This is a genomic window from Dyella flava (genome assembly GCF_016904955.1).
Classification (GTDB): domain Bacteria; phylum Pseudomonadota; class Gammaproteobacteria; order Xanthomonadales; family Rhodanobacteraceae; genus Dyella_B; species Dyella_B flava.
This window is the reverse complement of the sequence record NZ_JADIKE010000038.1, coordinates 508,574-532,159: the sequence shown is the minus strand read 5'-3', so window position 1 is coordinate 532,159 and position 23,586 is coordinate 508,574. Positions and strand designations below refer to the sequence as shown.

The following is a 23,586-nucleotide window of genomic DNA, read 5'->3' as shown; positions in this document are numbered from 1 at the left end:
TATCACTCGTAGATTAAGGCCATCGACGCAAGCCCCCCCCCCGCAACATCTCGCTGGCTCCCCCTTCCATCTTCGAGAGATACAACATGAACAGTTCACGCAAGGTTGTCGCCATTACCGGCGCGTCGCAGGGCATCGGCGCGGGATTGGTCAAGGCATTCCGCGACCGCGATTACCGCGTCATCGCCAACTCGCGCTCGATCAAGCCGTCGAACGATCCGGACGTCATCACGGTAGCCGGCGATATTGGCGATCGCGCGGTGGCCGAGCGCATGGTCAACGAAGCCGTCTCGCGTTTCGGGCGCATCGATACGCTGATCAACAACGCCGGCATCTTTATCGCCAAGCCGTTTACCGCCTACACCCAGGAAGACTACGCCAACGTGCTGGCGATCAATCTCAACGGGTTCTTTCACATCAGCCAGCTCGCGGTTGTGCAGATGGAGAAGCAAGGCAGCGGCCATATCGTCAACGTGACAACGACCTTGGCCGATCACGCGATGGACGGCGTACCGTCCGTGCTGGCGTCGCTGACCAAGGGCGGCCTGAACTCGGCGACCAAGTCACTGGCGATCGAATACGCCAAGCGCGGCATTCGCGTGAATGCGGTATCGCCCGGCATCATCAAGACACCGATGCATGCGCCGGAGACGCACGCTGCACTCGGTGCACTGCATCCAGTCGGCCGCATGGGTGAGATCAGCGACATCGTCGAAGCGATTCTCTATCTGGATTCGGCCGGTTTCGTGACGGGCGAGATTCTGCACGTCGACGGCGGCCAGATCGCCGGTCACTAAATCTGTTTCGGGGCACCCCGCATCCGTCCCGCCCACACTGAGGAACATAATCATGCCTTTCGTCAGCATCAGCATTACCCGTGAAGGTTCGGCCCCTGGCCGCAGCGCCACCACCTCGGAAGAAAAAGCCGCCTTGATCAAGGGTGTCAGCCAGTTGCTGCTGGATGTCCTGAACAAGCCGCTCGACTCGACCTTTGTCGTGATCAACGAAGTCGAACTGGAAAACTGGGGCTGGGGCGGTCTGCCGGTTCCCGAACTTCGAAAACAGCGGCAAGCCAAGTAGATGCAAGTCTTCGGCTGTGCGGCCTGGCTGTACAGCCGTTTCTTTTCGCAGCTGTGAAGCTTTCAGCACCTGTAGAACGGCCATACGGCCTTTGCATGCAAGGCAACGACGATGTCCTCACAGGAAAATGCAGGCCATTACGCGCTTAACCTGGACGCCGCCCGCGCCAGCTATGCAGAACGCAACGCGGCGCACTGGCAGCGTAATCTGATCATTTGCGTATTCGGTTCGTTCACCACCCTGGTCAGCCTCAGCATGCTGCTGCCATTTCTGCCGTTGTATGTGCAGCAACTGGGCGTCACCTCCTCATCGGCCGTGATCCAATGGTCCGGCGTAGCATTCGGCGCGACGTTTCTAGGTACGGCGCTGACCGCGCCGCTATGGGGGCATCTGGCCGACCGATACGGCCGCAAGCCCATGCTTGTTCGCGCCGCGATCGGCATGGCGATCACCATGTCGCTGATCGGTACCGTGCACAGCGTCGTTCAACTGGTGGTGCTGCGCTTGATTGCGGGCCTGGTCGGCGGCTACGCGTCGGCATCGCTGGTGATGATCGGCACACAGGCGCCACGCGAGCGAGCCGGGTGGGCGCTGGGCGTGCTGTCCACCGGCGCCTTGACCGGCAATCTTGTCGGTCCGCTGGTGGGTGGTTTTCTGCCGACGTGGGTGGGCATTCGCGGCACGTTCTTCGTCGGCGGCGCGATGATTGCCGTGGCGGCGCTGGCAACGATATGGTTGATTCGCGAAGATTTTGATCAGGCATCCGATGCACGAGCTCGCGTCGCCACGCAGACTGCATCGGCAACACCGGTCGATCGCACACTGATCACCACTCTGCTGCTGACCGCCATGATGGTGTTGCTGGCCAACATGTCCATCGAGCCCATCATCACCGTATATATCGGGCAACTCGGCGTACCCACCGGTCACCTTACGCGGATCGCGGGTATCGTCATGGCCGCTTCCGCCCTCGGCAGCATGCTGACCGCCGCAAAACTCGGCGCACTCGCGGACCGTGTGGGCAGCTGGAAGGTCATCATCGGGTGCCTGCTCGCTACCGGCGTGGTAATGGTGCCGCAGGCACTCGTGACCCATTGGTGGCAACTGGCGCTGCTACGCGTGCTGATGGGCATGACCATCGCGGGCCTGCTTCCTTCCATCGCCAAGCTGGTACGTCATTCCGTGCACGAAGGCCAGACCGGCAAAACGCTCGGTTATTTACAGTCATCGCAGTTTGCCGGACAAGTCATCGGCCCGCTGATCGGCGGACAGATCGGCGCACGCATCGGCTTGCACGAAGTATTTTTCGTGACCGGTTCGCTGCTGGTTCTGTGCGCAGTACTCAATCAATGGACCCAGTCCCGCCATGCGCAACAGGCGCATCCCTGATGAGGAGTGCATACCCATGTCGACATTCAAAGCCATCCTGATATCCAAGGACGACGCCGGTTATCGCGCTGCATCGACCGAGCTCGCCGAGGACCGCCTGCCGGACGAAGCGGTGGCCGTGGAAGTGGCCTACTCCACCCTCAACTACAAGGATGCGCTGGCCATTACCGGTAAATCCCCGGTTGTGCGCACCTTCCCGCTGGTGCCGGGGATCGACTTCGCCGGCCGCGTTACGCAAAGCAAGGATCCCGCCTTTCGCGTTGGCGACAGTGTGTTGCTCAACGGTTGGGGCGTAGGCGAGTCGCACTGGGGCGGGCTTGCCCAGCGCGCACGCGTCAAGGGTGATTGGCTGCTGCCGGTGCCCGCATCGTTCACCCCGCGTGATGTCATGGCGATCGGCACCGCCGGATATACCGCGGCGTTGTGCGTGCTTGGCCTGCAGCGGCACGGTGTGGCTCCGGGCGATGGCGAAATTCTGGTTACCGGCGCATCCGGCGGCGTGGGCAGCATCGCCGTGCTGTTGCTTGCCAACCTCGGCTACCGGGTCGTCGCATCCACCGGAAAGCAGGACGAAGCGGCGTGGCTGACGAAACTGGGGGCCTCCGAGGTGATCGATCGAGCAACGTTGAGTGCGCCCGGCAAACCGCTCGCGAAAGAACGCTGGGCCGGTGTGGTCGATACCGTCGGCAGCCATACCCTCGCCAACGCCTGCGCAAGTACGCGTTACGGCGGCACGGTAACCGCCTGCGGCCTGGCGCAGGGCATGGACCTGCCCGCCACGGTGGCGCCGTTTATCCTGCGCGGTGTCACGCTGGCAGGTATCGATAGCGTGTATTGCCCCAAGCCCCGGCGTGTGCAGGCGTGGGAGCTGCTGGCGCAGCATCTCGACAAGAACAGCCTGCATGCATTGACTACAGAAATCCGCCTCGGCGAAGTGATCGATCTCGCTCCGCAGATGCTGGCGGGCAAGCTCAAAGGGCGCATCGTGATTGATGTCAATGCATAAGTGACCGAACGTGGTACGACATCCATCGCATTGGCCATAGCCTGAGCACTGAAGAACCGGCGGTCGACGTCAGCATCGCCGGTTCACGTACCCAAGCGATGGGGCAGCTATATCGAAGCCTTGTCGCTGACCACACGCAGGGGTATACCGACCCTGGATATCCGAAGGAAGGCTGACTCAAAATTTAGACGTCTAAATTTTCGGCCACATCTAAAGGATTGTTTTAAATAAGCACTTATCATCCGGATAAGCTGTAAATCATGTGGAATGGCTTCCACGACAAAGCGAATCTCGCCCCCACCCCTGCGGACTTCGCCATCGCTAAAGAGTGTTATCGCTCGCAATTCGCCATATGGTTTCAAGGCATAATATTGCGACGTCCGTGTCGGACGTCTGTGACATTCCTCAGGGGGAGGAATATGAAGCAGCTCAGTCAGACCTGCCGTACGGCAGGATTTACCTTGATCGAATTGATGATCACCGTGGCCATCATCGCCATTCTCGCGGCGATCGCCATTCCCGCTTATGAGAACTACGTAATCCGCTCTCAGATCGCCGAGGGATTCACTCTCGCTTCCGGATCGGAAGCCGCTCTTGCCGAGTTCTATGCCAACACCGGTCACTTCCCGTCAACGCAGGCATCAGCAGGCTTACCGAACGATAACCAGATATCAGGCAACTATGTCAGCCACGTCAATGCGACAGAAAATCCGGGAATGATCCTTGTCCACTTTGATAACAGCGGTAGCCAGCATGCGAATCCGGCTATCGCCGGCCTGCAAATGGGGCTTTCCGCGATCGTATCCGAAGGCTCAATAAGTTGGTCATGCACCAACACCAATATCACGGCTACGGCATTGCTTACCTATATGCCTACTAACTGCCGTTAGTCATATTCAAGGCATGGACTGCGAGGCGCAGCCCATGCCTGCTTCTTCCTCCGGATCTTCGCGCTTTGCCCCCGCTCCCTTTCCTCCTGGAAACAAATCCCGCCGCACGGCATTCGCCCCAATGCCATCAGTCCCGGCACGGCTGATACGCCGCTTTACGACAAGCTCAACATTGCCGATGCCTACCGTGATCAGGTGAACCAGCAGATCATCGACAGCATTCCCTATGGCCGCTTCGGGAAACCTGATGGAGTTGCCAAGGCCGTGGTGCATCTTGCTTCGGATGAATCGGCCTGGACGGTCAGCGCGGAAATGGTTGTCGACGGTCGACGCAGGTTGAACGGATAGCGCGACCCGTCACAGCACAGGATCCGCGTCGCGGGTCGCCGATAAGTCGGCAACCGGCAGGCCATCATCACGTGTAGCATGGGCTCCTTATCGGAGCCCTGTGATGCGACTGACGTACCAGACTGACTATGCCCTGCGCTTGCTGATGTACCTCGCCGTGCAGGGTGAGCGCCGCTCGTCCATCCACGAAATCGCAAGCCAGTACGGCATCTCCGAAAACCACCTGATGAAGGTCACGCAGAAGCTTGCGGCGCTGGGCTACGTCGATGCCTTGCGCGGGCGCAGCGGTGGCCTGAAGCTGGCTCGCGCACCGGAGCAGTTGCGGATCGGCGAGATCGTTCGCGCGATGGAGCCCGATTTTGCCATCGTGGAATGTTTCGGCGACGACAATAGCTGCAGCATCACACCGGCCTGCTCGCTTCGCCATGTATTGGACGATGCTCGCAAGAGCTTCCTCAGCGTGCTCGATAATTGCACGCTGAAGCAGTTGGTCGCGCGCCCGAGAAAACTGCGGATCGCGCTGAACATCATCTCTTGACGAATGCCTGACTAACCCATCGACGCGCCGAAGAATTCGGCATGAATGCGGTGATCCGGCACACCGGCCTGCTTCAACAGGCTCATCTGGGCCGCCATGAAACCGCGTGGTCCGCACAGGTAATAATCGGCCTCGGCGAGATGACCTTGTGCCGCAATCTCGCCAGCGTCCATACGGCCCTGCCGGTCGTAATGCACGCCCTGGACATCGGCTTCGCCAACCTGCTCGTAATAGATTTCAAGCTGCAATGCCGGGTGCTTCGCCACCATCGTTCTTAGCCAATCGTTCATCGCGTGCACATGGCGATCGCGCGCGGCGTGCGCAAAATGGATCGATCGTTCGGGTTGCTGCCTGGCGACGTGGGCGAGCATGCCAAGCATCGGCGTAATCCCCACGCCTCCGCTCAACAACACCAATGGCGTACCCTTCGCCTGATCCACCACAAACAGACCCTGCGGATAGGAAAGCTCGATGACGTCGCCTTCGCAGATATCCACGTGCAACGCTGTCGAGACCTGCCCGGCAGGCGCGTTCCCGCTTGCATCCTGCCGCTTGATGGTCAGACGCAGATAATCCTGATGCGGTGCATCCGACAGGCTGTACTGCCGTATGTGCGCCATGCCCTGCGCATCCACGACGCGCACGGATACAAACTGACCGGGCTGATAGGGCGGCAGCAATCCCGCGTCGGAAGGCTTGAGGTAAAACGAAACGATTTCGCTGCTTTCGCGCGCCACCCTCACCACCTGGAACGGACGCCAGCCGCTCCAGCCACCCTTCGCCGTTGCGGCCCGTAGGTACATCGCCTGCTCGGCCTGGATCAACGCATCGGCCAGCTGCCCATAGGCCGCGGCCCATGCATCCAGCACCTCATTCGTTGCCGCGTCGCCCATGACTTCGGCAATGGCGGCAAGTAAATGGCGTCCCACAATCGGATAGTGTTCGGCGCGCACGCCGATGCTTACGTGCTTGGCGGTGATCATGTCGATTACCGGCGCGAGCACGGAGGTATCGTCGATATGCTCCGCATAACCCAGCACTGCCAACGCCAGCGCCTGTTGCTGCTCGCCGACGGCTTGATGGCTCATGTTAAAAATGTGCTTGAGCTCGGGGTTCGCCTCAAACATGCGCGCGTAGAAGTTCTTCGTAAGCGCCAGGCCATGTGCCTTCAGCGCCGGCACGCAGCTTTTTACTATGTCACGCTGGATTTTCGTAAGCATATCGTCGACCATTCACGACCTTAAAGATGCATATATTATGCATCTTTAAGGTCGTGGCCTTTCCTGCTGCGACGCCTTGCCACGCCGGCAAGGCCGACGCATCGCTCAGTCAGAAATGGCCAGTACGCATTCGTCCGCGCCGTAGCTGCGGCAACAGACTTCGAAGATCGACAAGTTTCCCGATGACACGGCCGGACCGAGCAATCCCTCCAGAAAGCCGCTAAAAAACTTGCAGCCGGAGTGACCACCAGGCGCACAGAGCGGGCTGTGGCGGATATGCAGGCCTTCACCCTTGTATTCCACTTCAACCACGGCACCCAGTGCAGGAACGCCGAGATGCTTGATCGCTTCGTCCAGACCTAGCTTGGTTTTCGTAGCGTAATCGCGCCCAAACACCCAGGCACCGGTCCGCTGCCCGGCCAACAGCAACGACGACTCACGTGCCGCATCAACCACCGATTGTTCCAGCTTCTGCAACACCGGCATGATCTTTGGGTAGTCGTACTGCAGCCGCGGCAACAGCTTTTCGACCACGCTTTCGTCCGGACCCAGCGGGATCGTCTCGACATATGGCTCGACCGGTACGGGGGCCGGTGCCGGGGGTGCCACGTGCTTGGGCTCCAGCAGAAATGCGAAGTCGGAATCGGGCTCCGGTTGCGGCTCTGACGTGGCCGGCACCACCACAGCCTTGGGCGTTTCGACGGGCGCGGGCGACGCGATCGCAACCGGTGCCGTGGCTACAGGCGTTTCGATCGCCGGTACCGGCGCTGGCGGCACCGGTTCGCGCGCAAACGTTCGTGCGGCGGCAAAATGCGGTTTCGGCGGACCGTCCTCAAACGGCGAAACCTCGAAGCTGATGATCCGCTCGTTGGCTTCCAGCGCCGTCTCCAGCGCTCGTTGCTTACGCGCGGGTCCGCGCACGACCAAGGTGACAAGCACGCCGTTGGGATCCTGCACCAGCCGCTGTCGATGCAAGACAAAGCCGCTGGCAACGACCGAACGGCCAATGTCGATAACCAGACCCTCTCGTGCCGCCGAGAGGGCCTGTACTTCCAGCTCGATCATTAGGCCCCCCTGTACTCGATGCTGGTGATCTGCGTTGTGGCGGATACGATGACCGCTTCCACGGGCAGCAACTGTGACGCATCTCAGAAGTATCAGCAAGATGCGTGCATGTCATGACGTGGAGCTCAAGATGGCTTTCCGGATACAGCCTCTCGCTGCAATGCAGCGCGGCTTGCTCGCGACATGCAAACTCGTCCGACTCGCCCATTCTTGCAGCAGGCCGCTGTCACCTCTGCCAATCACGCTGCCAAATGAGCTTGCTGCCAGGTGCGTTCGATATAAAGCGCGTGCGTATGACAGACATCGAATGCCTTTACCAGCAACGCGTTTTGCCGTGCGAACTCGACCAGAACGTCGTAAACACAGCCACGATCGGCACGAATACCGACCATTGCCCGCCCCATGTAGCCGCCGTCCACGCTCACATAACCGCCATTGACGACACCGCGCAATGTGACCGGTTTCCAGTCGTTGCGTCCCGGCGTCGCCAGCGAGATCGCAACCACGGAATCTTCACCCTCGTTGATAAAATCGACGTAGCACAGCGATACAGCTTCTACGGATTGCGACGCCATCAGCAGGCCAAGCACAAGCCATGTATTGCGCATGTTGCACCTCCAAAAAAGGCAAAGCCGTACCCGCCCGGCCACAGGCATGTGGCCGGTTCAGTACGAATGGGATGCCGCCATGGGGCGTTGCGTTTAACGCGTGATGCGCGATTGAACTCGCGCCGTGCCGTTCACAGTTCTGTGCTGCTCACCGCTCCGGCCAATGCCAGGCCGGTTCGTCGAGCGGACGCTGGCCTACGATCTGCGATTGGCCGAACTGTTTCTCCAGGTGAATGCTGATGCAATCAGACGTTTGTTCCAGTGCCGCGATCAGGCGCTGCGCGTGCGACACCACCCAGATCTGACTGTGCCTGGAGGCGCGCACGATCAACCGCGCCAGTGCGGGCAGCAGATCGGGATGCAGGCTCGTTTCCGGTTCGTTCAATACCATCAGCGGCGGCGGCCGCGGCGTATGCAACGCGGCGATCCAGAGCAGGTAGCGCAAGGTGCCGTCCGACAGTTCCGCCGTGGAAAGCGATCGCAGCAACCCATGCTGGCGGAACAGCAGGCCGAAGCGACCGTCGCTGATCGTCACGCTCACCTCGGCACCGGGAAAAGCATCCTGCACTGCTTCATGCAACGAGGCCTCGTCACCGATCTCGATGATGGTTTGCCAGGCCGCCGCAAGATCACGACCATCGTGACTGAGCACGGTGGTACGCGTGCCCAGCTGCGACCACCGTGCCGGCGCATCCGCATCAGAACGAAAATGGTCATAGAAACGCCAGCCGCGGATCGACTCGCGCAAGGTCATCACTTCCGCGGCGCGTTCCGGGTCGGCCAATTGGGTGAAGATGCTTTCGAATTCGCTCAGATGCTCGGTCAACACACGCCAATTGCGCCCGTCACGCACGCGCACCAGGGCACGCTTGCGATCCACCAGCAAGTTGGACATGCGCAGGAACGGACCGGCCCAGATTGCTTCGCGCTTGATCATCGGATCGAGCGCGAATGCCGTTGCGGGTGGTGGTGGCGGCGGAAATCCGAAATCGATGGCGTAACCGAAGGCTTCACCCGCGAAACCAAGCTTGAGCGCTACCGGCTCCTGGCGCGGGCCGCCCTCGATCGGCACCTCGCCACGCTGCATGCGCGGCGTAAGGTGTTCCGGCCCGGCCCATAAGGTCGAGGACAAACCTCCCTCACGCGCCAGGGCCTGGATCACTCCGCCCTGCGCCGTTTCCGCCAGCAGCCGCAAGGCCCGATAGAGATTCGATTTGCCGCACCCGTTTGAACCGGTGATCAGATTCAATCGCCCGAGCGGCACGATCAGCGAACGCAGTGAGCGATAGTTGGCAACCGCCAGCGTAGTCAGCATAGGCATCCCCATTCAAAGGCCAGCAAACGATGCGATCGCCCCATTCACGCCGAGCGCGAGGATAGCGGCGTCATCCGTCGCAAGGAGAGCGGCCCGGAAGCTGGAAGGTAGCCTGCGCTTTTCTCAGCAGCCGAGACGCGCCCAGGCGCCCATAGTGCAAGACGGCATAACCTCCGCGGAACTGCGCATGCTTGCATGCAGCAAGGCAGCGCAAGTTCTCTCGCACAACTGCTCATCGTTTTGCGCATCGACCTGGCTGAGACGGCCGATTGGCTCATGCGAACCGTTACATCGTTGTTAGACTGGAAGCGTTGCGATTTGGACGGCTATACCAGGAGTCCGCTTTACGCGTGGAACATGTACGGGGAAAGTTAAAGCGCGTGTCCTCAAGCGCATGATCATCGCCCTTTCTTATTCGTGCCACCCACAGCTGTAAGACGAAATCCGTCTTATGACGATCCTTCAAGCAAATACCGTGCTTTGTGCGGAGCCGGTACGATGTCTTGCATGCACAGTGGCGGTTTCGTCATATCGCCATGAAATCTGGCAACTACTGCATAGCGGTTCTTTAACGCCGCCTATGGTTGTTTCATGGTCGAGTACGCCAACACACAGGGTTCACCCATGCACGACGCACTCAAACCTGCCATCACACGTTGGGCGGAACGGATCCTCGACACCGTCGATGCGTGCATGCGTGAGAACAAGCCGATTGATGTTGATCACTTGGCGGAAGTGCTCGCATCGGCGCCCACCTGGCAAGGCTGTCCGCACACGGAAGATGTCGCGGATGCTGCATCCGCATCGGGCTATCGCCGCATTGCACTGACCGATCACGCCACGCGCGGCTATGACGCCTTGCTGATCGTCTGGCCACCGGGCCACGCCACGCCCATCCATGATCATGATGGCCTGTGGGGCATGGAGATCATGCTCGACGGCGTGCTGGAAGTGGAAGCATTCGATCTTTCGCTGCAGGAACATCCGCACCTGGTTTCGCGTGGCGTATCGGTGATCGGCATCGGCGATCACCTGGCTTTTTCCCAGGCCGATTACGCACACCGCTGCCGCAATCTTTCTTCGAATCGCGCTGCGGTGTCGTTGCATATCTATGGCGGCGCGCTCGACACCTATCGCAGCTATCACTCCGACGACGCAGAACGCTGGACCAGCAAGATCCATCAAACCGTGCGGGAACCCGCGCTGGTCTGATTCGATGGCATGCCGGCGGAACGCCGGCTTCGACACGGCGCCAGAACGCCGCAATATCCAGGCTTGGCTCGAGGACGTGTTATGGCAGATATCGCAATCATCGGTGGTGGCGCAGCGGGGGCTGCATTATTCGGCGCGCTGCTGAACCTCGACGACCACGCCACCGTGTACTGGGTAACCGGCGCTGCCACCCATGGCCGTGGCGTGGCGTATGCCACGCACGACGACCATCACCTGCTCAACGTGCGCGCCGGCGGCATGGGTCTGTATGTGGATCAGGATGAGGAATTCGTGCAGCACGCCGTACGCGATCAAGCCAGCGTGCGCCCTACGGATTTCCTGCCGCGCCGCCTGTTTGGTGATTTCGTTGAAGCGCAGCTGCGTTCGCGCATGGCATCGGCGGAGAAGAGGGAGCGCCGTTTTAGCGTGCATGCCAGCGAGGCGCTGCGCGTGGATCCGCACATCCACGGCTACGAGATCTTGCTTGCCAACCATGAAACCTTGCGCGCCGATGCCGTGATCCTGGCGGTGGGGGCGCTGTCGCCACGCCCGCTGCGCACGGTTTCCGCGCACGCCTTGGCCAGCGGCGCGTATGAGCTCAATCCTTGGAACCTGACGCAACGAATCCGTGCGCCACGCCGGCTGATCGTGATCGGCACCGGCCTGACTGCGGTGGACACACTGCTCTCCGCCTCGACGCAGTGGCCGGATGCCGAACTGGTGGCCGTTTCGCGCCACGGTCAGTTGCCCTTTGTGCATCCGACCCTGCCGGCCCAGTCTTATCCGCTGCAAAGCCAGCTCAACGCGGCCTTGCTGGCCAGTGACGGTACGGCGCCGATGCTGCGCGCCATCCGCCATGCCTTGCATGAAGCGCCGGAGGTGGATTGGCGCAGCCTTATCGACGGCATGCGTCCCATCAATGCCACCCTGTGGCAAGGCCTGAGCCTGGCCCGGCGCCGCCAGTTTCTGCGTCATGCCCGCTGGATCTGGGAAGCCTCGCGGCATCGCACCGCCCCGCGCTCGGCAGAAACCATCCAGCAGTTGCGCGATGAAGGACGGCTGCAGGTGCACGCCGCGCGTGTCCTGGCGGTCGACGGCCAGGGTCCGTTGGATGTCACGGTCCGGGCTCGCGCCAATCAGGTCATGTCCACCTTGCAGGCCGACCTGGTGGTGCAAGCGACCGGCCTGGATACCGCGGTCGCCTTCACGGAGCATGCACTGCTCTCGCAACTGATTGAAGACGGTCTGGCCGTAGCCGACCCGTTGCAGCTGGGGGTTTCGGCGCATCCCGACGGCCGCCTGATCAACGCCCGCGGTGACGTCCAGCCAGGGCTTTACGCCATCGGTTCGCTGCTGCGCGGCAATCTGTGGGAGTGCACGGCCATGCCCGAGATCCGCGCCGCCGCGCATGCCTTGGCGGCCGCGCTGGTCGCCAACCACCCGATAAGCGCGGCCCCGGCGGCAACGATGACGGCCTGAACCAACCGATCGTCCCGGACGCCGCAGTCCGGGGACATTCACTTCCGCTTGACGCCCACTGTCGATCGCGTGTCAAACCGGGCGCCCCACTTTGACGGCCCCGCGGCGGCGGCTACCGCCCTTGCCACCATCTCGCTAATCTGACCCCCAGCCGCCCTGTCTGTCAGGTATATCCCTGATGCCAGTGAGCGCACGACACTGCCAAATCAGCGGGATTTCTCATGGTCAGCTCCACTGCGGCGCCAGCGCAACAGAAAAAGTATTCATGGCTGGCGCATCTGCCGATTCGCTACAAGATCATCATCGCGATCGGCCTGCTGCTCGGGCTGTTCCTGTTCAACAGCCTGATCAACGTCGCCTCGCAGAACAAGCAGCGCGAGGTCCGGCAATGGGCCGACCACACTTATCAGGTGCTGCTGCAGATCGAGGCGCTGGACCGAAGCGCGTTATACGGACAGCTCGGCCTGCGCGGGTACCTGATCACCCACAGGACCAGCGATCTTGATCGCATCAGCAGCAGCGGCAAGCAGTTCCAGCAAGAGCTCGCGCAATTGCGCCAACTGACTTTGGACAATCCGGTGCAGCAATTGCGCATCGATCATATCGAAGCGCTGATGACCGCCTGGAACAGCGAGCTGCAAGGCTTGCTGGTCACCCCCGAACGAACGGTGCAAGATGCCACGTCGCCGGCCGGCACCCAGGCCCTGGCCCAGATCCATGCGGACTACCTGGCCAGGCGCACAGTCAAAACCGAGGACTACACCGCGATCCTTGACGAGATGAGCGGTACGGAACGCCAATTGCTCGCCGTACGCGAGCGGAATGTCGAACAGCATCTGCGCCAGACGGCGTATACGAACATCGCCTCCGCGCTGATCGGCCTGATCCTCGGCATTATGGTGATCGTGCTGACCTCGCGCCTGGTCACCAGGCCGATCCGTCGGCTGACCGACTCGATGACACGCCTAGCCAATCACGACCACAACATTGAAATACGTGGTGCCGGCCGGCGCGATGAAATCGGCGAAATCGCCAAGGCGCTGCAGTTCTTCAGGCAGATGGTGATCGACTCCGGGCAGCAGGCGCTATTGAAAAGCCAGGCTGTACAGATCTCCAAAAGCTTGCAACAGGCGACCAGCCATCGCGAATTCACCGAACGCTTTACCTTCATGCTCACGCCATTGCTGGAGGCAGGTCTGTCGCTCTTATACGGCTTCGACGAATCGAGGCAACGGCTGGACCTGCTAGGCAGTTACGGCCTGCGCCTGCAGATCAGCCCCGACGCCTACATGCCCGGCGAGGGACTGATCGGCCAGTGCGCACTGACACGCCAGCCGATTACGCTGGATGACGTACCAGACAATTATCTGCGTATCGACTCCGGCAGCGGCGGCGCCCTGCCACGTCACATCACCATCCGCCCGCTGCTGCTGCGTGACCAGCTGGTCGGTGTGCTGGAGTTTGCGAGCTTCGCGCCACCATCACCGCAGCATCAGGCCTTGCTGGATGAACTGCTGCCGATGGCGGCACTGACCCTGGAAAACCTCAACCGCGCGGTGAACACCCAGGACCTGCTCGAGCAGACCCGCGAGCAGGCCGACGAATTGCGCATTTCCAGTCTCACCCTGAAACAGCAGCAGGATGCGTTGCGCGACGCCAATGACATCCTGCAGGCCAAGACCATCGAACTGGAAGAACAATCCCAACGCCTGCTCGCTTCGGAAGAAGAACTGCGCGTACAGGCCGATGAACTGCAAGCCTCCAACGAAGAGTTGCGCCTGAAGACCGATACCCTGCGCCAGCAGAAGCAGCAGGTGGAGGCGCTGCAACGCGAGACCCAGCAGAAAGCCGAAGAACTCGCCCGCGCCAGCCAGTACAAGAGTGAATTCCTGGCCAACATGTCGCACGAGTTGCGTACGCCGCTTAACAGCCTGCTGATTCTTTCGCGCAGCCTGGCCGACAACCGCGAAGGCAATCTGGACGCCGAGCAGGTCGAATCGGCCCGCATCATTCACGATGCGGGCTCCAGCCTGTTGCGCCTGATCAACGACATCCTCGACCTGTCCAAGATCGAGGCCGGCAAGATGGAACTGTCGCTGGTGGATAGTTCGTTGCAGAGCCTTGCGCGCAGCCTGCGCCGCACCTTCGATCACGTTGCCCGCGAAAAGAAACTCGATTACGAGGTAAGCCTGGACGAAAACCTGCCGGCCGAGATCCACACCGATCCCAACCGGCTGGAGCAGATCATCAACAACCTGCTCGCCAACGCCTTCAAGTTCACCACCAAGGGCAGCATTCGCGTGCATATCGGCCGGCCGGCCGACATCCTGCCCTGGCTCGGCACGATGAAGGAGCAGCACTCGCTGGCGATCAGCGTGAAAGACACTGGCATCGGCATCCCGGAAGACAAGCAGGAACGCATCTTCAACGCATTCGAACAGGCCGACAGCAGCACCAGCCGCCAGTTCGGCGGCACCGGCCTGGGGCTGAGCATTTCCCGGCGCATGGCGGAACTGCTGGGCGGCGACTTGCTGATGCGCAGCGAAGTCGGCCAGGGCAGCGAATTCGTGCTGCTGCTGCCCGAGCACGCTCCGGAAGAGAAAACCGCCACCGGAGCAGCGCCGGCGACAACGAATACGCCGGCCGTACGTCCGGTGACCCGCTCCTTGCTGCCCGCCGAAGGTATCGCCGATGATCGCGAGCGCATCGCGCCGGGCGACAGCGTGATCCTGATCGTGGAAGATGACGCTTCCTTCGCACGCATCCTCGCCGATATCGTGCGCCAGAAGGGACATCGCGTGCTCCACTCGGTGGATGGCGAAGAAGGCCTTGCGCTGGCCCGCCGCTATCATCCGGTAGGGATCCTGCTCGATGTGATGCTGCCCGGCATGGATGGCTGGACGGTGATTGAGCGGCTGAAGTCCGATCCGGCCACGCGCCATATCCCGGTGCACTTTTTGTCGGCCACCGACGAAGCCTCGCGTGGCCGCGACATGGGTGCGGTGGGTTTCCTTACCAAACCGGTCACGCGCGAAGCGATCAATGACGCATTCGAACGTCTGCTGCATTTTGCCAAGGGCCGCACCCGGCGCCTGCTGGTGGTCGATGACGACGCGAACGCACGTGCCGCCGTACGCACGCTGCTGAACCAGGATGATGTGAGCATCGACGAGGCGACATCCGGTGAGGAAGCGCTGCAAAAGATCAGCGAAACCGGCTACGACTGCATCGTGCTCGATCTCGGCTTGCCCGGCATATCCGGCGTGGAAATGCTGGAAAAACTGGCCCAGACCGGCAGCATCCCGCCAGTGGTGGTGTATTCCGGCCGCGAGCTGAGCCGCGAGGAAAACCTGCGCATCCGCCAATACACCGACAGCATCGTGATCAAGGGTGTGCGTTCGCCGGAGCGCCTGCTGGACGAAGTAAGCCTGTTCCTGCACAGCATCCGCCAGGGCACCGGTCCGCAAGCGATTGCGCCCTCGCCCACGTACGATGGCCTGAGCGGTCATCACGTGATGCTGGTCGACGATGACATGCGCAACCTGTTCGCGTTGTCCAAGGTGCTGCGTGGCTGGGGGCTGCAAGTCACCATGGCGCAGGATGGGCAAAAAGCGCTGCAGAGCCTGCAGGAACATAACAGCGTGGAACTGGTGCTGATGGACATCATGATGCCGGGCATGGATGGTTATGAAGTAACGCGGGCGATTCGTGCGCAGCCATCGCTGAGCCATCTACCGGTGATCGCGCTGACCGCCAAGGCCATGCGTGGCGATCGCGAGCAATGCCTGGAGGCAGGCGCCAATGATTACCTGTCCAAGCCGATCGACCTGGATAAGCTCGCTTCCATGATGCACGTGTGGCTGCGTGGCTGATGCGCAGGATATGAGCGTGGACACGCCGGAGCTCGAAAACATTGAAGTGGCGCTGTTCGTACAGGCGTTGCAACGCCGCTACGGCTACGACTTCAGCCAGTATGCGCCGGCCTCGCTGAAACGCCGCATCCAGCAGCTCAGTGAGCAAATGGAATGCAAGACCATCAGCGGCCTGACCGAGCGCATGCTGCATGACCCACCGCTGCTGCCGCGCGTGCTGGATGGCCTGACCGTACCCGCATCGGAAATGTTCCGTGACCCGGCCATGTTCCGCAGCTTGCGCGAGCAGGTCCTGCCGCTGCTGGCCTCGTATCCGCAAATCAATATCTGGCAGGCCGGCTGCGCGCACGGGCAGGAGGTGTATTCGCTCGCGATCCTGCTGGAAGAAGCCGGCCTGTATGAACGCACGCAAATCTTTGCCACCGATCTCAGCGAGCGGGCCCTGCAGCTGGCCGAGGAAGGCATCTACCCGGCGCGCGATGCGCAACAGTGGTCGCGCAACTATCAGGCCGCGGGCGGCAACCATTCACTGGCCGATTACTACAGCGCGCGCTACAACCTGCTGAAGATCGACCAGCGCCTGCGCCGGCATGTCACTTTCGCCCAGCACAACCTGGTCGCCGATGGCGTGTTTTGCGAAGCGCACCTGATCCTGTGCCGCAATGTGCTGATCTATTTTTCCAATCCCTTGCAGGACCGCGTGCTGTCGGTATTCCGCGACAGCCTGGTGCGCAACGGCTTTCTTTGCCTGGGCATGCGCGAAAGTCTCGATTACGCATCCGCCGCCGCCAGCTTTGCGCCGTTCGATGAATGCCTGCGGATCTATCGCCTGGCCGGTCAGCCGGAGCGCGCATTCGCATGAATACGCCCAAGGCCATTGTCATCGGTTGTTCCGCGGGTGGTGTGGAAGCGCTCAAAGTCATCGTCGGCGGCTTCAGCACCCGCTTGCAGCAAGCCGTATTGGTCTGTTGTCACAGCAGCTCCGAAACGATGGATCTGCTGTGTGAAGTGCTGAATCGCGTTTCATCCCTCCCTGTCATGGAGGCACAGGAGCGTCACCCGGTACAGGCCGGCACGGTCTACCTGGCCCCCAGCGGCTACCATCTGCTGGTCGAAGCCGATTGGCACTTTGCCTTGTCGATCGACCCGCGCGTGAATTACGTCCGGCCGTCCATTGATGTGATGTTCTATTCCGCCGCGGAGGTGTGGCGTGAAAAACTCATAGGTGTCGTGCTCACCGGGGGAAATGCTGATGGCGCCTCGGGCCTGCAACGGATTCGCAGCTTGGGCGGCACGGCCATCGTTCAATCGCCAACCAGCGCGGAAATACCGACCATGCCGCAGGCGGCTCTGGATACAGCCGGTGCCGATCACTGTGTCGATCTTTCCGATATCGCCCCACTGATCAACCGATTGTGCCTCGCATGAGTACTCCTCCAAAAATCCTGGTCGTTGATGACACCCGCGCCAACCTGGTCGCCATGCGCCATCTGCTTGCCGATTGCGGCGCTGAACTGGTGGAAGCCAGCAGTGGCAACGAAGCCCTGTCCCTGTGCCTGGATCAACAGTTTGCGCTGATCCTGCTGGATGTGAACATGCCGGACATGGACGGCTTCGAAGTCGCCGCCCTGCTCGGCGAAGCCGAACAGCTGCGCGATACACCGGTGATTTTCGTCACCGCCGCCTATGCGGACGACCTCAACCGCCTCAAAGGCTACCGCTCCGGCGCGGTGGACTATATTGCCAAGCCGATCAACGATGTGATCCTGCAATCGAAGGTGCGCGTATTCCTGGAGCTGCACACCGCGCGCATGCAACTGCAACAGACGCTGGAAGAACTTTCCGCGCGCAATCAGCAATTGCAGGTGGAGATCACCGAACGCCAACGCATCGAGGCCAAAGTTCGCCACCAGGCCACACATGACATGTTGACCGGCTTGCCCAACCGCGTGCTGTTCCATGACCGCCTGCGCGCATCCATGCAACGGGCAGGCGGCGATAAAGGCTTCGCACTCGCCCTGGTGGATATCGATGGCTTCAAGGCAGTGAACGACACCTACGGCCATCCGGCCGGCGACGCACTGCTGCAAGCGATTGCAGCGCGGCTCAACAACCATGTCCGCACCGAAGACACGGTGGCGCGGCTGGGCGGCGATGAGTTCGCACTGATCTTCGAAGGGGTCGACAACATTCAGGCTGTGCTGCAACGTTGCGAAGAGATCTGCGACATGCTGGCCAAGCCGTATCCGCTCAGCGGGACTCGTGGCGAGTTCACGGCGCACGTCAGCGCCAGCATCGGCGTTGCGCAATGGCATGCGCAGATCGAATCGGACGAGGCGCTGATTCAAGCCGCCGACCGGGCACTGTATCAGGCAAAGGAAAACGGCAAGAATGGCTGCGTGCTATCCAGCTGAACTGGTTGTCACTGGGCGCATTGGGCGGCAGGCGCAACCGCTGTCTGAAAGTCATTCACGGCATGCTCGCCAAACCACCACTTATTGCGGTTTGGCGACGCTTGCCGGACCTGGCCGCAGGGACAGCGCCATCAGCACCAGCGCAAGCACCCCATACGCAGCGGCAAATTGCAGGGCGACCGAACGCGATGCGGGATCCAGCAGCCACGGCAGATAAAGACTGCCCGTCGGCACCACCGAATGAATCACGCCGAACAGCGTCAACGCGCCACCCAACAACACAATCCATGCGGCGCGACGTGGCTTGCCATCGATCATGGCAACGACAAAGCTGGCCCAAATCATGGCGGTGATGATGAAACCATTGCCGAGCACATTGATCACGGCCAGTTCGGAGATACCGTGCGAGGTGTCGTTGTAAAGCTCAGTGAAATGCGCATGCGCGACATAGGTCGGATCACCCAGCTTGATCGCGAGCATGTCCGCAATGGCCGGAAAGAAACTGAACACGACCGCCGGCGCGTAACGCACCGGTGTTGCCACGAACGCCTGGGTGGTAATGCTGACGGCCACGAAAACCAGGATCGGCGCCAGCACCGCCAGCGGCAGTATTTCCACCAGATTGGACAGATAGCCGAAGACGCCGCCAAGACCTACGACAACACCGGTAATCAATACATAACCGGTGCGCGCACCCATCGCGCGATAGGCCGGTTGCCCGATATACGGCGTGGTCTGTGCGACACCGCCACAGCATCCGGCGATCAAGGTGGCCAATGCTTCCACCAGCAGGATGTCGCGCGTGTTGTAGTCATCGCCGGCGGCACGGGCGCTTTCGGTAACGTTGATGCCGCCCACCACCATCAGTAGTCCAAACGGCAGGATCAGCGGCAGGTACGGCACAGTGAGCGGCAGTCCATGCATCCACTGCAGGGTCGGCCAAGGCAAGGCAAATCGCCACTGCCATGCTGCCATCGGCTGATAGCCGTGTCCCAGCCACCCCAATGGGCCCAGCACCTCATAAAGCAGCAGGCCGATCACGAAGGCCACCAGCACGCCCGGCAGATTCCACGGCATATGCCCGCGCGCGACCAGTGCATAGAGCACCACGCCCAGACCGGCGAAACCGACCACCGGCACCTTCATGATTTCCAGCAACGGCAAAAAGCCCATCAACACCAGCGCAATGCCCGCAATCGAACCAAGCAGGCCGGCGCGCGGCACATGCCGCTGCACCAGCGGGCCGAAGAACGACAGCACGGTTTTGAATACGCCCATCACGACCAGCGCAGCCATGCCCAGTTGCCAGGTGGCGATCGCCGCGGCGTGTTCATCCATGCCGCTTTGCTTGTAGCTGAGAAAGGCCGGCCCAAGCACCAGCAGGGCCATGCCGATGCTGGTGGGCGCATCGACGCCCAGCGGCATGGCCGTGGTTTCGGTACTACCGCTGCGCTTCGCTAGCCGCCGCGCCATGAAGAAATAAGCAAGGTTGCCGAGCAGCACACCCAGCGTCGTGCCCGGAAACATGCGCGTATAAACCAGATCCGCCGGGAAACCGAAGATGCCGATCAACGCGGTGGCGAGAAAAGCCATCACGGAGAGGTTATCCACCAGCAGTCCCAGGAATCCGTTGAAATCACTGCTTACGAAGAGCGGGGCTTTGCTTGGTGAGTTCACGCGGTTTCTCTATCTGTTGTTATGCATGGTGAGAATGGGAAGCCCTGCCCGCCTGATGCCGCACTTCGGACATCAGGCGCGCCGCAGCCCATCAAAACGACACGTCCGCCGGCTGGGTGACCCGCAACACTGATTGATCGCCGGTGCGCTGCTTCCATGCCGCACGAATCGCCTCGATCCTGCTGCGGTTTTCCGGCGTATCGGGATAGTCGATCACCAGTAGCTTCGAATGCAGCCGCTCGGGCTTGGTTTCCTGCTTGCCCTGCCATTGGCCGTAGACATCGAGCACGCTCAAGCCATCCGGGAAACGCGGCGTGACTTGCTTGTCGAGGAAGTCGCGCCATGCCGTTTCACTGATGCCCTTGCCGGGCTGGTCGGCCGGCCCCAAGCCAAAGTAAAGCCTGGTATCCACCCAGCCCTGGGTCTGCGCCGGATGTCCCGCGTCGCCCTGCAAGGTGGCGATGGCGGACGGCGAGGGTGTCGTGGCGCACGCCGACAACAGCAGAGCCAGCAACGCAGCGGACAGCGAGTGACGGATCTTCATGGATTCCCCTGGTTTGATCGCCCGGCCCGATGCATGGGACATACAGGCGGATAAAAACTGTAGCGCGGCACCGAGTATTCACGAGCGCCCGGCTATCCCGCAAACCCGTCGCAATATGTTGCGAAAGCGCCGTCCCCAAGGACCCGGCCAGATGGGGGTGATTCTCCCAGCAAACTGCCAGGTCATTGCGCTAACGCATGAATTTCCATGCGTTGATTAAAAAGTCCAAGGCGCAATAAGCACCATCGGCACCCCTCAGCTAGACAAGCCTGTGTCAATACGATAAACAAAATGTGACATCGCAACCCCGGGAGAAGCCGCCGGCCATCGTTAGGGCCAGCGGCTGGGGCGATGTCTCAATGATCAAAAATTCAAACAGGACGCTGGCTGCGGCCAGGGTCCCCGCTGTTTTTGGCAAGCATCATTCAGGGGAAAAATCAGGCATGCATACAACCGCCGTTCGTCGTCACAACGTTCTCTGGCTGGCGTTGATCGCCGCACTGAGCTTGGGCACCGCAAGCACGGTTCACGCGGACGATCAGCAAAACCCAGGGTCGAGCACAGGCACCAGCACAAGCAATAGCAATAGCAACAACAGCAGCGCCACGACCGACAAGACGCACAAGAGCACCACCCTTTCCACCGTCAACGTCAATGCGCAAACCCTGGCCGGCGGCCTGATGGCCGAGCAGGACCAGCCCAAACAGGTGTCGACGATTTCCGCCGAGGCGATCGCGCAACAACCGATCACCGCCGACTACACGCAGATGATCAACAGTGCGCCCGGCGTCAACTCGGCCTCCTATGACGGCTTTGGCCTGACCGATTCCAGCAGCTATACGATCCGCGGCTTCAACGCCAGCGAGATCGGCGTCACGCTCGACGGTGTGCCGGTGAATGACGCCGGCGATTACATCCCCTATGCGTCGGAATACGGCGAAGCACGCAACTACGAATCGATTACCGTGTCGCCTGGCTCGGCCGACCTGGACATGCCGGATCTCGGCGCCGTCGGCGGCCATGTCAGCTTCATCACCAAGACACCGACGCCGGATTTCAATATCTTCGCCGGGCAGACCTTCGGCAGCGACGACGCGCGCAGCACGTATCTGCGCATCAACACCGGCAGCACCGGGCCGGTGCGCAGCTGGATCTCGATATCGCAGAACTCCGACGACAAATGGCGCGGCGGCGGCCAGGATCGTATCCACCGGATCCAGGCCAAGTCGGTGTGGACCATCGACGAAAACAACAGCCTCACCGCCAACTTCAATTACAACCACGAAGAGAATTATTTCTACATGCCGTTGACCAAGGCCGACGCGGCCGAGTACGGCTACCACTACGATTACGGCACCAGTTGGACACCGACGCCGCCAGGCGGTTTTACTGCAGCGCAGCTCTACAACGACCCGGCGTTCTTTACGCAGTACAACTATTACAAGCTGTACCAGAACCCATTCAAATCGTGGGTCGCGAACCTGGACGGCGAATTCAAGCTGACGCAAAACCTGTCGCTCTCGGTCATTCCCTACTTCCAGTTCGGCGACGGCAACGGCAGTTTCGGCGGATTCCTGCCACTGCAACCGGGCGCGAACGGCCAGCCGGTGGTGCAGTCCAATCTGAACGCCGACGGTCAGTACGCCGTGCTGGAAGCGTATCGGCCGATCACGTACCGCCCCGGCATCAATGCGAAGTTCACGCTGAATCTTAGCCTGGACAACACGCTGGACTGGGGCATCTGGTACGAGCGCTCGCGCCAGCTGGAATACATCGACGCGCAGTATGTGGATCCGTTGACCGGCGAACCGCAAGCGATCTGGGGTGATCGCGATGTGCTGACCTACAGCAATGGCCTGCCGTGGAAAAACTTTTCCGAATACGACCTCAGCACGGTGAAGAAAGTCTTCGTGGAAGACAGCTGGAACCCAAGCGATGCGTGGACGTTGAACGCCGGCGTGGCCTATCTGCATACCGAACGCGACAACCAGTTCGCACTGTACCCCGGCAACCCCGATCCTGCGGACTGGACGACGTATCAAGACATCGACCAACGCTATCACCGCTTCCTGCCCACTGCCGGCGCATCCTGGAAGCCGGATGAAGATAACCAGATCTACTACAGCATCACCCGCACCTTCCGTGCGCCGCAGGATTCCTCCACCTACGGCAACGGCCTGCTCGGCCTGCCCGCGCCGCTGCCTGAGAGCGCATGGTCGAATGAGCTGGGCTGGCGCTTCACCGACGGCCCGCTCACCCTGCATACGGATGCCTATCTGGCCAACATGGGTAATCGCACGGCGATAGGCCTGGATCCGGACACGTTCATCAACTACTACATCAACGCCGGTCCGGTGCGCATGGCGGGCATCGATGCGGAAGGCAATCTGGATCTTGGCCACGGCTTCAGCCTGTACAGTTCCTATAGCTATACGCAATCGATGGTGAAGCAGGATCTTTACCTGCCCGCGACCAAGGACACCGACGCCGAGCTCTACGACACGGCGGGCAAGCAATTCCCCGGCACGCCCCGCAATATGGCCTACTTCGGCGCGCGCTATTCGCAGAATGGGCTGACCTTGAACCTCAACGGCAAGTTCACCGGCAGCGAATACGGTGACTTCCTCAACAGCGAACGCGTAGCGTCCAACTTCACTGTCAACGGCAGCGCAAGTTATGAGCTGCCGGACTTCAGCGTGTTGCACAAGACGACGATTGCACTCAATCTGCTCAATATCCTCAACCGTCACTATCTGGCGCTGCCCGCCGGTCCGACGATTGACGCAGCGCAGTCTTCGCCGACGTATTACGTGGGTGCGCCACGGCAGTGGTATCTCACGATCAGCACGACGTTGTTCTGAGTGGACCGTTGATGGCGTACGGTCTGACTGAGTGACATCCCTCTCCCTTTGCACATGCAGAGGGAGAG

At 61.0% G+C, this 23,586-nt stretch carries 20 protein-coding genes; 14 read left to right on the top strand and 6 right to left on the bottom strand.

What is annotated here, in order from left to right; translation table 11 throughout:
• Positions 1-86: 86 nt before the first annotated feature.
• The 7 genes from ISP19_RS18225 (at position 87) to ISP19_RS18195 (ending at position 5,251) form a co-directional block, all read left to right on the top strand.
• The gene (locus tag ISP19_RS18225) at positions 87-797 is read left to right on the top strand and encodes an SDR family NAD(P)-dependent oxidoreductase (RefSeq protein ID WP_204683815.1); all 711 of its coding nucleotides are present in this window, start codon (positions 87-89) and stop codon (positions 795-797) included.
• Between the two features lie 52 nt (positions 798-849).
• On the top strand, positions 850-1,080 hold the full coding sequence (locus ISP19_RS18220) for a tautomerase family protein (RefSeq protein WP_204683814.1): 231 nt from the start codon (positions 850-852) through the stop codon (positions 1,078-1,080).
• A 111-nt stretch (positions 1,081-1,191) separates the two neighbouring features.
• Complete coding sequence (locus ISP19_RS18215) at positions 1,192-2,469, top strand: MFS transporter (protein WP_204683813.1); 1,278 nt, start codon at positions 1,192-1,194, stop codon at positions 2,467-2,469.
• A gap of 16 nt (positions 2,470-2,485) precedes the next feature.
• Positions 2,486-3,475: an acrylyl-CoA reductase (NADPH) gene (gene acuI / locus ISP19_RS18210; RefSeq protein ID WP_204683812.1), complete on the top strand. Its 990-nt coding sequence runs from the start codon at positions 2,486-2,488 to the stop codon at positions 3,473-3,475.
• A gap of 419 nt (positions 3,476-3,894) precedes the next feature.
• On the top strand, positions 3,895-4,365 hold the full coding sequence (locus ISP19_RS18205; protein ID WP_204683811.1) for a pilin: 471 nt from the start codon (positions 3,895-3,897) through the stop codon (positions 4,363-4,365).
• Between the two features lie 18 nt (positions 4,366-4,383).
• A complete protein-coding gene (locus ISP19_RS18200; protein WP_204683870.1) occupies positions 4,384-4,713 on the top strand; it encodes an SDR family oxidoreductase in 330 nt (109 codons plus the stop codon).
• 103 nt (positions 4,714-4,816) lie between these two features.
• The gene (locus ISP19_RS18195) at positions 4,817-5,251 is read left to right on the top strand and encodes an RrF2 family transcriptional regulator (RefSeq protein WP_204683810.1); all 435 of its coding nucleotides are present in this window, start codon (positions 4,817-4,819) and stop codon (positions 5,249-5,251) included.
• Positions 5,252-5,262: 11 nt separating this feature from the next.
• Here ISP19_RS18195 and hmpA read toward each other — a convergent pair whose 3' ends face one another.
• From hmpA to ISP19_RS18175, 4 genes are all read right to left on the bottom strand, one after another.
• Positions 5,263-6,471, bottom strand: a complete 1,209-nt coding sequence (hmpA, locus tag ISP19_RS18190) for an NO-inducible flavohemoprotein (RefSeq protein ID WP_204683809.1) — start codon at positions 6,469-6,471, stop codon at positions 5,263-5,265.
• 105 nt (positions 6,472-6,576) lie between these two features.
• Entirely contained in the window at positions 6,577-7,536 is a 960-nt protein-coding gene (locus ISP19_RS18185) for a hypothetical protein (protein WP_204683808.1), read from the bottom strand.
• A gap of 239 nt (positions 7,537-7,775) precedes the next feature.
• Complete coding sequence (locus tag ISP19_RS18180) at positions 7,776-8,144, bottom strand: hypothetical protein (protein ID WP_204683807.1); 369 nt, start codon at positions 8,142-8,144, stop codon at positions 7,776-7,778.
• A gap of 148 nt (positions 8,145-8,292) precedes the next feature.
• Positions 8,293-9,459, bottom strand: coding sequence for an AAA family ATPase (locus ISP19_RS18175; protein WP_204683806.1), 1,167 nt, complete (start codon positions 9,457-9,459; stop codon positions 8,293-8,295).
• Between the two features lie 624 nt (positions 9,460-10,083).
• Between ISP19_RS18175 and ISP19_RS18170 the strand changes: the two genes are divergently transcribed.
• From ISP19_RS18170 to ISP19_RS18145, 6 genes are all read left to right on the top strand, one after another.
• Positions 10,084-10,671, top strand: coding sequence for a cysteine dioxygenase (locus tag ISP19_RS18170; RefSeq protein WP_204683805.1), 588 nt, complete (start codon positions 10,084-10,086; stop codon positions 10,669-10,671).
• An 81-nt stretch (positions 10,672-10,752) separates the two neighbouring features.
• The gene (locus ISP19_RS18165) at positions 10,753-12,150 is read left to right on the top strand and encodes an FAD/NAD(P)-binding protein (RefSeq protein ID WP_204683804.1); all 1,398 of its coding nucleotides are present in this window, start codon (positions 10,753-10,755) and stop codon (positions 12,148-12,150) included.
• Between the two features lie 221 nt (positions 12,151-12,371).
• Positions 12,372-16,022, top strand: a complete 3,651-nt coding sequence (locus ISP19_RS18160) for a response regulator (RefSeq protein WP_204683803.1) — start codon at positions 12,372-12,374, stop codon at positions 16,020-16,022.
• 10 nt (positions 16,023-16,032) lie between these two features.
• On the top strand, positions 16,033-16,884 hold the full coding sequence (locus tag ISP19_RS18155; protein WP_204683869.1) for a CheR family methyltransferase: 852 nt from the start codon (positions 16,033-16,035) through the stop codon (positions 16,882-16,884).
• Positions 16,881-17,450, top strand: coding sequence for a chemotaxis protein CheB (locus ISP19_RS18150; protein WP_204683802.1), 570 nt, complete (start codon positions 16,881-16,883; stop codon positions 17,448-17,450). The genes ISP19_RS18155 and ISP19_RS18150 overlap by 4 nt, the downstream gene beginning before the upstream one ends.
• Positions 17,447-18,436, top strand: a complete 990-nt coding sequence (locus ISP19_RS18145; RefSeq protein WP_204683801.1) for a diguanylate cyclase domain-containing protein — start codon at positions 17,447-17,449, stop codon at positions 18,434-18,436. The genes ISP19_RS18150 and ISP19_RS18145 overlap by 4 nt, the downstream gene beginning before the upstream one ends.
• A gap of 81 nt (positions 18,437-18,517) precedes the next feature.
• On the opposite strand, the gene ISP19_RS18140 is transcribed toward ISP19_RS18145, so the two are convergent.
• On the bottom strand, positions 18,518-20,113 hold the full coding sequence (locus tag ISP19_RS18140; protein ID WP_204683800.1) for a hypothetical protein: 1,596 nt from the start codon (positions 20,111-20,113) through the stop codon (positions 18,518-18,520).
• 91 nt (positions 20,114-20,204) lie between these two features.
• A complete protein-coding gene (locus ISP19_RS18135; RefSeq protein WP_204683799.1) occupies positions 20,205-20,657 on the bottom strand; it encodes a DUF3574 domain-containing protein in 453 nt (150 codons plus the stop codon).
• Positions 20,658-21,100: 443 nt separating this feature from the next.
• On the opposite strand from ISP19_RS18135, the gene ISP19_RS18130 reads away from it, so the two are divergent.
• A complete protein-coding gene (locus ISP19_RS18130) occupies positions 21,101-23,518 on the top strand; it encodes a TonB-dependent receptor (protein WP_204683798.1) in 2,418 nt (805 codons plus the stop codon).
• The last annotated feature ends 68 nt before the right edge of the window (positions 23,519-23,586 follow it).

Bases quoted from the DNA above. Each gene is read 5' to 3' on its own strand.
- ISP19_RS18225 (WP_204683815.1), top strand. From the start codon at position 87: ATGAACAGTTCACGCAAGGTTGTCGCCATTACCGGCGCGTCGCAGGGC.
- ISP19_RS18220 (WP_204683814.1), top strand. From the start codon at position 850: ATGCCTTTCGTCAGCATCAGCATTACCCGTGAAGGTTCGGCCCCTGGC.
- ISP19_RS18215 (WP_204683813.1), top strand. From the start codon at position 1,192: ATGTCCTCACAGGAAAATGCAGGCCATTACGCGCTTAACCTGGACGCC.
- acuI (WP_204683812.1), top strand. From the start codon at position 2,486: ATGTCGACATTCAAAGCCATCCTGATATCCAAGGACGACGCCGGTTAT.
- ISP19_RS18205 (WP_204683811.1), top strand. From the start codon at position 3,895: ATGAAGCAGCTCAGTCAGACCTGCCGTACGGCAGGATTTACCTTGATC.
- ISP19_RS18195 (WP_204683810.1), top strand. From the start codon at position 4,817: ATGCGACTGACGTACCAGACTGACTATGCCCTGCGCTTGCTGATGTAC.
- hmpA (WP_204683809.1), bottom strand. From the start codon at position 6,471: ATGCTTACGAAAATCCAGCGTGACATAGTAAAAAGCTGCGTGCCGGCG.
- ISP19_RS18185 (WP_204683808.1), bottom strand. From the start codon at position 7,536: ATGATCGAGCTGGAAGTACAGGCCCTCTCGGCGGCACGAGAGGGTCTG.
- ISP19_RS18180 (WP_204683807.1), bottom strand. From the start codon at position 8,144: ATGCGCAATACATGGCTTGTGCTTGGCCTGCTGATGGCGTCGCAATCC.
- ISP19_RS18175 (WP_204683806.1), bottom strand. From the start codon at position 9,459: ATGCTGACTACGCTGGCGGTTGCCAACTATCGCTCACTGCGTTCGCTG.
- ISP19_RS18170 (WP_204683805.1), top strand. From the start codon at position 10,084: ATGCACGACGCACTCAAACCTGCCATCACACGTTGGGCGGAACGGATC.
- ISP19_RS18165 (WP_204683804.1), top strand. From the start codon at position 10,753: ATGGCAGATATCGCAATCATCGGTGGTGGCGCAGCGGGGGCTGCATTA.
- ISP19_RS18160 (WP_204683803.1), top strand. From the start codon at position 12,372: ATGGTCAGCTCCACTGCGGCGCCAGCGCAACAGAAAAAGTATTCATGG.
- ISP19_RS18155 (WP_204683869.1), top strand. From the start codon at position 16,033: ATGAGCGTGGACACGCCGGAGCTCGAAAACATTGAAGTGGCGCTGTTC.
- ISP19_RS18150 (WP_204683802.1), top strand. From the start codon at position 16,881: ATGAATACGCCCAAGGCCATTGTCATCGGTTGTTCCGCGGGTGGTGTG.
- ISP19_RS18145 (WP_204683801.1), top strand. From the start codon at position 17,447: ATGAGTACTCCTCCAAAAATCCTGGTCGTTGATGACACCCGCGCCAAC.
- ISP19_RS18135 (WP_204683799.1), bottom strand. From the start codon at position 20,657: ATGAAGATCCGTCACTCGCTGTCCGCTGCGTTGCTGGCTCTGCTGTTG.
- ISP19_RS18130 (WP_204683798.1), top strand. From the start codon at position 21,101: ATGCATACAACCGCCGTTCGTCGTCACAACGTTCTCTGGCTGGCGTTG.